This is a genomic window from Paenibacillus durus ATCC 35681 (assembly GCF_000993825.1).
GTDB lineage: Bacteria > Bacillota > Bacilli > Paenibacillales > Paenibacillaceae > Paenibacillus_AQ > Paenibacillus_AQ durus_B.
This window is the reverse complement of the sequence record NZ_CP011114.1, coordinates 5,568,410-5,575,484: the sequence shown is the minus strand read 5'-3', so window position 1 is coordinate 5,575,484 and position 7,075 is coordinate 5,568,410. Positions and strand designations below refer to the sequence as shown.

Sequence of the window (7,075 nt, the reverse complement as noted above, 5' to 3'; positions counted from 1 at the left end):
ACCGAAGCTATGGCTTGATGCTTGCATCAGGGGTAGGGGAGCGTTGTATGCGGGTTGAAGGTTGACTGCAAGGACAGCTGGACTGCATACAAGTGAGAATGCCGGTATGAGTAACGAAAAGATCAGTGAGAATCTGATCCGCCGAAAGCCCAAGGTTTCCTGAGGAAGGCTCGTCCGCTCAGGGTCAGTCGGGACCTAAGGCGAGGCCGACAGGCGTAGTCGAAGGACAACAGGTTGATATTCCTGTACCACCATAATCCGTTATGAGCAATGGGGGGACGCAGGAGGGTAGTGACGCGGACTGATGGATGTCCGTCCAAGCAGTGAGGCTGATGCGTAGGCAAATCCGCGCATCGTAAGGCCAGGCTGTGATGGGGAGCGAAAACTATAGTAGCGAAGGTCATGATCTCACACTGCCAAGAAAAGCCTCTAGCCAGGAGAAGGTGCCCGTACCGCAAACCGACACAGGTAGGCGAGAAGAGAATTCTAAGGCGCGCGGAAGAACTCTCGTTAAGGAACTCGGCAAAATGACCCCGTAACTTCGGGAGAAGGGGTGCCTCGGTAGGGTGAATAGCCCGAGGGGGGCCGCAGTGAAAAGGCCCAAGCGACTGTTTAGCAAAAACACAGGTCTGTGCGAAGCCGCAAGGCGAAGTATACGGGCTGACGCCTGCCCGGTGCTGGAAGGTTAAGGGGAGCGGTTAGGGGTAACCCGAAGCTGTGAACCGAAGCCCCAGTAAACGGCGGCCGTAACTATAACGGTCCTAAGGTAGCGAAATTCCTTGTCAGGTAAATTCTGACCCGCACGAATGGCGTAACGACTTGGGCGCTGTCTCAACGAGAGATCCGGTGAAATTTTAATACCTGTGAAGATGCAGGTTACCCGCGACAAGACGGAAAGACCCCATGGAGCTTTACTGCAGCTTGATATTGAACTTGGGTACGATCTGTACAGGATAGGTGGGAGCCTTGGAAGCCGGAGCGCCAGCTTCGGTGGAGGCGCCGTTGGGATACCACCCTGATCGTATCTAGGTTCTAACCTGGTACCCTAAACGGGTACGGGGACCGTGTCAGGCGGGCAGTTTGACTGGGGCGGTCGCCTCCTAAAGAGTAACGGAGGCGTCCCAAGGTTCCCTCAGAATGGTTGGAAATCATTCGAAGAGTGCAAAGGCAGAAGGGAGCTTGACTGCGAGACCTACAAGTCGAGCAGGGACGAAAGTCGGGCTTAGTGATCCGGTGGTACCGCATGGAAGGGCCATCGCTCAACGGATAAAAGCTACCCTGGGGATAACAGGCTTATCTCCCCCAAGAGTCCACATCGACGGGGAGGTTTGGCACCTCGATGTCGGCTCATCGCATCCTGGGGCTGAAGTAGGTCCCAAGGGTTGGGCTGTTCGCCCATTAAAGCGGTACGCGAGCTGGGTTCAGAACGTCGTGAGACAGTTCGGTCCCTATCTGTCGTGGGCGTAGGAAATTTGAGAGGAGCTGTCCTTAGTACGAGAGGACCGGGATGGACGTACCGCTGGTGCACCAGTTGTTCCGCCAGGAGCATGGCTGGGTAGCTACGTACGGACGGGATAAGCGCTGAAAGCATCTAAGCGTGAAGCCCCCCTCAAGATGAGATTTCCCAGTATGTAAGACCCCTTGAAGACGACGAGGTAGATAGGTTGGAGGTGGAAGCACGGCAACGTGTGGAGCTGACCAATACTAATCGGTCGAGGGCTTATCCAAATTAACGCAAGATTCGTTTCGATCCAGTTTTCAGGCGATCAAGCCTGCCTGTTTGGTGGCGATGGCGGAGGGGTTCCACGCGTACCCATCCCGAACACGACCGTTAAGCCCTCCAGCGCCGATGGTACTTGGACCGAAGGGTCCTGGGAGAGTAGGACGTTGCCAAGCACATGAACCACTGCTGAAGTATCAGCAGTGGTTTTTTGTATATCGCGACATATTAAACTAGAGGATAGGAGAGCGATTCCGGAAACCGCGAACAGGCCGCCCTTTTTAGGTAACGGCCTGTTCACATACGGTTAATCAAGCGAAATTGCGGCTACGGACTCTCGTTCAATAATTTTGTAGGCGAGGTAGAATTGCCCTTTCTCGGGGAACTTTCCTCCTTCGGCAAAGTACCTGATCATGTGCTTGACGCCCTCTGCGCCAATCTCGCCAAAGGGCTGTTCAATCGTTGTCAGTTTGGGCGTCGTGATTCCGCTTACTGACAAATTGTCAAAGCCCATGACCGAGATATCCTCTGGGACTTTGAGCCCCGCATCGTAGATGCAGCGCATCGCTCCGATCGCCATCTCGTCGGAAGCTGCAAATACGGCGGTCAGCCCGGTTTGCTCCCGCTCGGCTAGAAGTTCCTTCATCGCCTTATACCCGTCGTCAAAACGCATGTCCCCGTAAGCGACAAATGACTCGGAAAAGGGCAGGCCATAGAAGTCGACCGCCTGTTTGTAGCCCTTGAGCCGGAGCTGTTCGCCGCGGTCATGCTGCTGTGTAAGCATCGCGGATATCATGCCGATTCGCCGGTGTCCGCGCGACACGAGATAAGCGACGGCGTCGAACGAAGCGCGAATGTCATCGACCTTATAGGCCGGCAGTTTGGAGTTCTCGTGAGAATCCAGCAGCAAGACAACGGGAATCTGCAGCGTATCAATCAACTTATCATACTCGGCCGGCATGTGAAAGCTTGTCAGAATAATCCCGTCAACCAGATGCTGCTGCACGAAGGAGAACGCCTCGCTCAGCCCCTCCTCATTCATTTTGCCGCTCTTAAGCTCGTACAGAATCAGATCGATATTGTTCTCCTGCGCGACCCGGCTGATTCCACTGAATAGTTCGCCGAAGAAGAACGATGTAATATATGGAATAATAATGCCCAGGGAAATTTTTGCGTTCTTCACATTAGTCTGCTTGAACTTGGCCGTGTCGAAATAGTTAAGCTTCTTTGCCGCCTGCATCACGCGCTCGCGTGTTTCCGGATTAACCAGCGCCGGCTTATTTAGCGCCCTGGACACGGTTGCAATGGAGATCCCCACATAATCTGCTATATCCTGAATTGTCGCCAATACTGTAACCCTCCGTTTCTTTCTTTCCCGGAGGCCGACCTATCGGACCGCTCGGAACCGTACGTTGCAGTGAACTATACACTCTTATTTCGATTATACCCGATACAGCCCCGTCCGAACAGACAGCCTTCCTCTACGCTGGCGTTGTTCATTAGCCCTTCTCTGCGCCGGAAGTTAATCCGGCTACCAGATAGCGCTGCAGCAGAAGGAACAGCGCTGTAATCGGAACGGCAATCAGCACACAGCCGGCAGCAAACATCGTAAATTGAAGCTTCGTCCGGTCCGTAACAATATCGTACAGCCCGACGGCCAGCGTCTTTTTCTCCGGAGTCCTCAGCACAAGTCTGGCGAAGATGAAGTCCGTGAACGGGCCGGTAAAATTCATCAGCACGACATACACCACCAGAGGCTTGGACAAAGGCAGAATCATACGGAAGAAGGTGTTCAGATGACCGGCCCCGTCGATTCGCGCCGCTTCGACCAGACTGCGCGGAATTGTGTCGAAATAGCTTTTGGAGAACAGAAAGAACAGCGGCGCTGCCGCAGCAGATACGATAATAACCGCCGCATGCGTATTGAGCAGATTCATTTGGTTCAGCAAAATATAGACGGCGATCATGCTCATGAAGCCGGGAAACAAACCGAGCGTAAGCAGCATGCTCATCAGGCTTTTTCGGCCGGTGAACCGGAACATCGAGAACACATAACCGGTCATCATCACTAGCACAGTGGAGATCACGGTGCTGATAATTGCGATTTTAAACGTATTTACATACCACTCAGCGAACGGATAGTTCTCAAACAACTGCTTGTAATGAAGGAGCGTGAATGATGTCGGAAGCAGTGTTTCGCTAAAGAGCATATCCCCCGGACGGAACGAGGACAACAATACCCAGAGGGCGGGGTAAATACAAAACAGTGCAGCGAGTGACAGCAGTACGTAACTTGACGTTAGGCGCACCGCTTTCCGTAAGGAGCGATTCGTCATTATAGCCTCTCCTCTTTAAACGACTTCGTCCGGCGGATGCTCCAGATGGCAAAGCCCGACAAGAGTACGAAAATGAAAATTCCGATAACCGAAGCAAAATTATACTGCCCCTGCTCCATGGACAGCTTGTACAGCCAGGTAATCAGGATATCCGTATGCCCCGCGAATTGATAATTCCCATTGACGGGATTGCCTCCGGTCAGCAGATAAATCACATTAAAATTGTTGATATTGGCCACGAATTGCATAATTAGTATCGGCATCATGGTGTACATCACGGTAGGAAAAGTGATCAGCCGCAGCTTTTGCAGTCCGTCCGCCCCGTCGATATCGGCCGCTTCGTACATGTCCCCCGGTATGGTGGACAGTACGCCGATAATCATCAGCATGATTACAGGGAAGCCGAGGAGCATGTTGACAAGGACAAGCGTGAGCTTTGCCCATTCCGGGTCCGACAGCCAGGGAACACGCCCAAACCCCATGAGTTCTAGATAGTCGTTCACCGGTCCAAATTGGCCGTTAAATACGTTGCGCAGGATGAGCGTAGAGACGAACAATGGAATGGCGTAAGGAAGAATAAAGATCGTCCGCCAGAACTTTTTGAACTTAATATCTTTCTGCTGCACCGCCAGCGCAATAATAAATCCGGCCGCAAAGCAGGTGAGGGTCGATGCCACGGCCCAGAGCAGAGTCCACAGCGTTACTCCGTAGAAGGTCTTGCTCCAGACGCGAAGCCGGAAAATATCGCGAAACGTCTCCAGGCCGTGCCAATTAATCAATTGGGCGGGGGGCATATGGCTGCGTGTGAAATCAGTGAAAGCGAGCAGAATCATGAACACAATCGGCATTACCGTAAAAAACACGACACCCAGCACCGGAATGGCAATGGCAATCTGCGGAAAGCGGTACTCAAGCAAAAAATGCAGTGTCTGCCTGAATGTATGCAGCGGCCCCCCCTCTTCCCGCAGTCTGGCGCAGTGATAAGCATCCCTGATATTTTGCACATAAACAGCCAGAAGAAGGAACATTAGAAAAATCATAATCAGCCCCTCAACCAGCAAATAGATGGAATGATCCCCCATGACCTGCTGATACAACTTGCCGACCTTTTCGAGACGGGCCGGTGTCTCTCCAAGCGTAACCAGCGCCCATACCGCATGGGGCAGCTTGGCAATCGCCGCATACAAACCCGCAAAATGCAGCAGCATCAGCACGATTCCTTTACCGTACTGACGGTTGTTAAGCTGGCCTGCTCCCATAACGAGAATTGACAAGACAGCGCTTGTCCGGCGGCCGGACAGAAAGGGTCTTCGGAATTCTATTATGGATTGTTTCTCCACTGCGCTATTCACTCCTTATAGAAAAGCCGCTCCGCTAGCGGCGGAACGGCCGTTTATAGTCAGCCTCGCTATTTGGCTGCGGCAATATTTGCCTTCATATCCGCCACAGCTTTGTCCAGTGTGGATTTAATGTCGGCTCCATTCCAAATTTGTTCAAGCACAGGCGTTATATTTTGGAAGAAATACTGCACCTCCGGAATGACCGGCAGCATCTCCGCTTTCGCTACGTGCTTGGCAAAGACCTGAATGATGTCATCCGACTTCAGCTTCTCATCGTTCTCAATGCCGGCATATGCAGGCAGCACGCCTCTCATCTCATAGTTCTTAACCTGCATTTCCTTCGTGGTCATAAAGTGGGCGAACAGCTTGGACGCATTCGGATACTTCGAATAGGCGCTTACGAAATAGGCAGGCACACTTGCGTAAGGCTTAGGATCGATGCCGCCCGGCATTTTGGGCATTTCAATGATTCCAACCTCGAACGGCAGGCTCTTGTATCGGCCAAGATTCCAGATTCCGTCCAGAATGATGCCCACCTTGCCTTGCTCGAACAGTGATACTTTGACATCTTCGGTAAGATCGGAGCTCGGAACCGGCAGTATTTCCTTCAGCGAGCGGTAGAATTCCATCCCTTTAACCGCGCCCTCGTTGTTTAAGCCGATATCGTTCTTGTCGGTCCCGTGATTGCCAAAGATGTAAGCGCCGTAGCCTGCCATAAACGAATAATTGTAGAGCAAATTGTTGGTTTCGTAGAACAGGCCGTATTTATTGTTCGGGATATCATTATACTTCTTGGCAAAGGCCTTCAGATCGTCCCATGTATCCAGCTTCGCATCCTTCACGATGTCCTTGTTGACATACATCATGAACGACTCGATATTACGCGGATAACCGTAAAGAATGCCATCGACCGTTACCGCATCCAGGGCGGATTCAACCGAAATTTTAGCTGTTTCCTCACCAAAATAATCATTCGGCAGGAACAGGCCCGAATTCACATTGGGACCAAGCTGATCGGCACCAGCGACAAACACATCGGCGCCGGTTCCCGCCGGACCATCCGTAATGAGACGGCCGACCGTCTCCCAGAACATCACTTCTTCAAGCTTTACTTTAACATTGTATTTTTTCTCAAATTCCTTCACCGCATATTCGGAAAAAGCGTCTTTCTTGTCCCAGTAGACCAGCTCGGCCCCCGGTTCCGGCTGCAGCTCGTCCATCGCTGTATCGGAGCTCGGCTGAGGGGATTCGCTTACCGCAGGCGATGAGGGACTAGCCGCAGGCGAAGAACTGCCGCAAGCGGTTAAGGCGAGCATACCCACCATCAGAAGGGAAATCAGTCCGGTTCGTCTTTTCATACACATACCTCTCCTCTTGAATATAAAATGTTAAGGCAGACAGACACGATAGAAGCGACTAAATTTACCAAGCTAAGACCTGACCCCATCTTCAACTGGAATATGTAAGGCTTTATGACATGTCACGTTGCCGTTCCTTACAATGTTCAATATACAAGAGGATCTTTTTATATGTCAATCATTTTTGTGATTTGTTTTTTCAATAAAAATTTAATAATTAGTCTACTCACTTTAATTATAGAGATGAATTAGGGCGGGAAATCCTGATCTTAATTCGAGAATGACTTGTGATCCCTGTCTTTTTAGTTGACACTCTTCCTT

4 protein-coding genes, 1 rRNA gene and 1 other annotated feature are annotated in these 7,075 nt (G+C 51.5%); of the genes, 1 reads left to right on the top strand and 4 read right to left on the bottom strand.

Going from position 1 to position 7,075, the window contains the following annotated elements; translation table 11 throughout:
- Nucleotides 1-1,728, top strand: a sequence feature (23S ribosomal RNA rRNA prediction is too short).
- 51 nt (nt 1,729-1,779) lie between these two features.
- A 5S ribosomal RNA gene (rrf, locus tag VK70_RS26155) occupies nt 1,780-1,896 on the top strand.
- Nucleotides 1,897-2,027: 131 nt separating this feature from the next.
- On the opposite strand, the gene VK70_RS26150 is transcribed toward rrf, so the two are convergent.
- The 4 genes from VK70_RS26150 to VK70_RS26135 all read right to left on the bottom strand — a co-directional run bounded on the left by VK70_RS26150 (nt 2,028) and on the right by VK70_RS26135 (nt 6,754).
- Nucleotides 2,028-3,068 (bottom strand): LacI family DNA-binding transcriptional regulator, encoded by a 1,041-nt coding sequence (locus VK70_RS26150; protein ID WP_025695871.1) that lies wholly within the window; start codon nt 3,066-3,068, stop codon nt 2,028-2,030.
- Between the two features lie 151 nt (nt 3,069-3,219).
- On the bottom strand, nt 3,220-4,056 hold the full coding sequence (locus VK70_RS26145; RefSeq protein WP_025695870.1) for a sugar ABC transporter permease: 837 nt from the start codon (nt 4,054-4,056) through the stop codon (nt 3,220-3,222).
- Nucleotides 4,056-5,396: a carbohydrate ABC transporter permease gene (locus VK70_RS26140; protein WP_233277742.1), complete on the bottom strand. Its 1,341-nt coding sequence runs from the start codon at nt 5,394-5,396 to the stop codon at nt 4,056-4,058. The genes VK70_RS26145 and VK70_RS26140 overlap by 1 nt, the downstream gene beginning before the upstream one ends.
- A 68-nt stretch (nt 5,397-5,464) precedes the next feature.
- On the bottom strand, nt 5,465-6,754 hold the full coding sequence (locus tag VK70_RS26135) for a sugar ABC transporter substrate-binding protein (protein WP_051505085.1): 1,290 nt from the start codon (nt 6,752-6,754) through the stop codon (nt 5,465-5,467).
- Nucleotides 6,755-7,075: the final 321 nt, after the last annotated feature.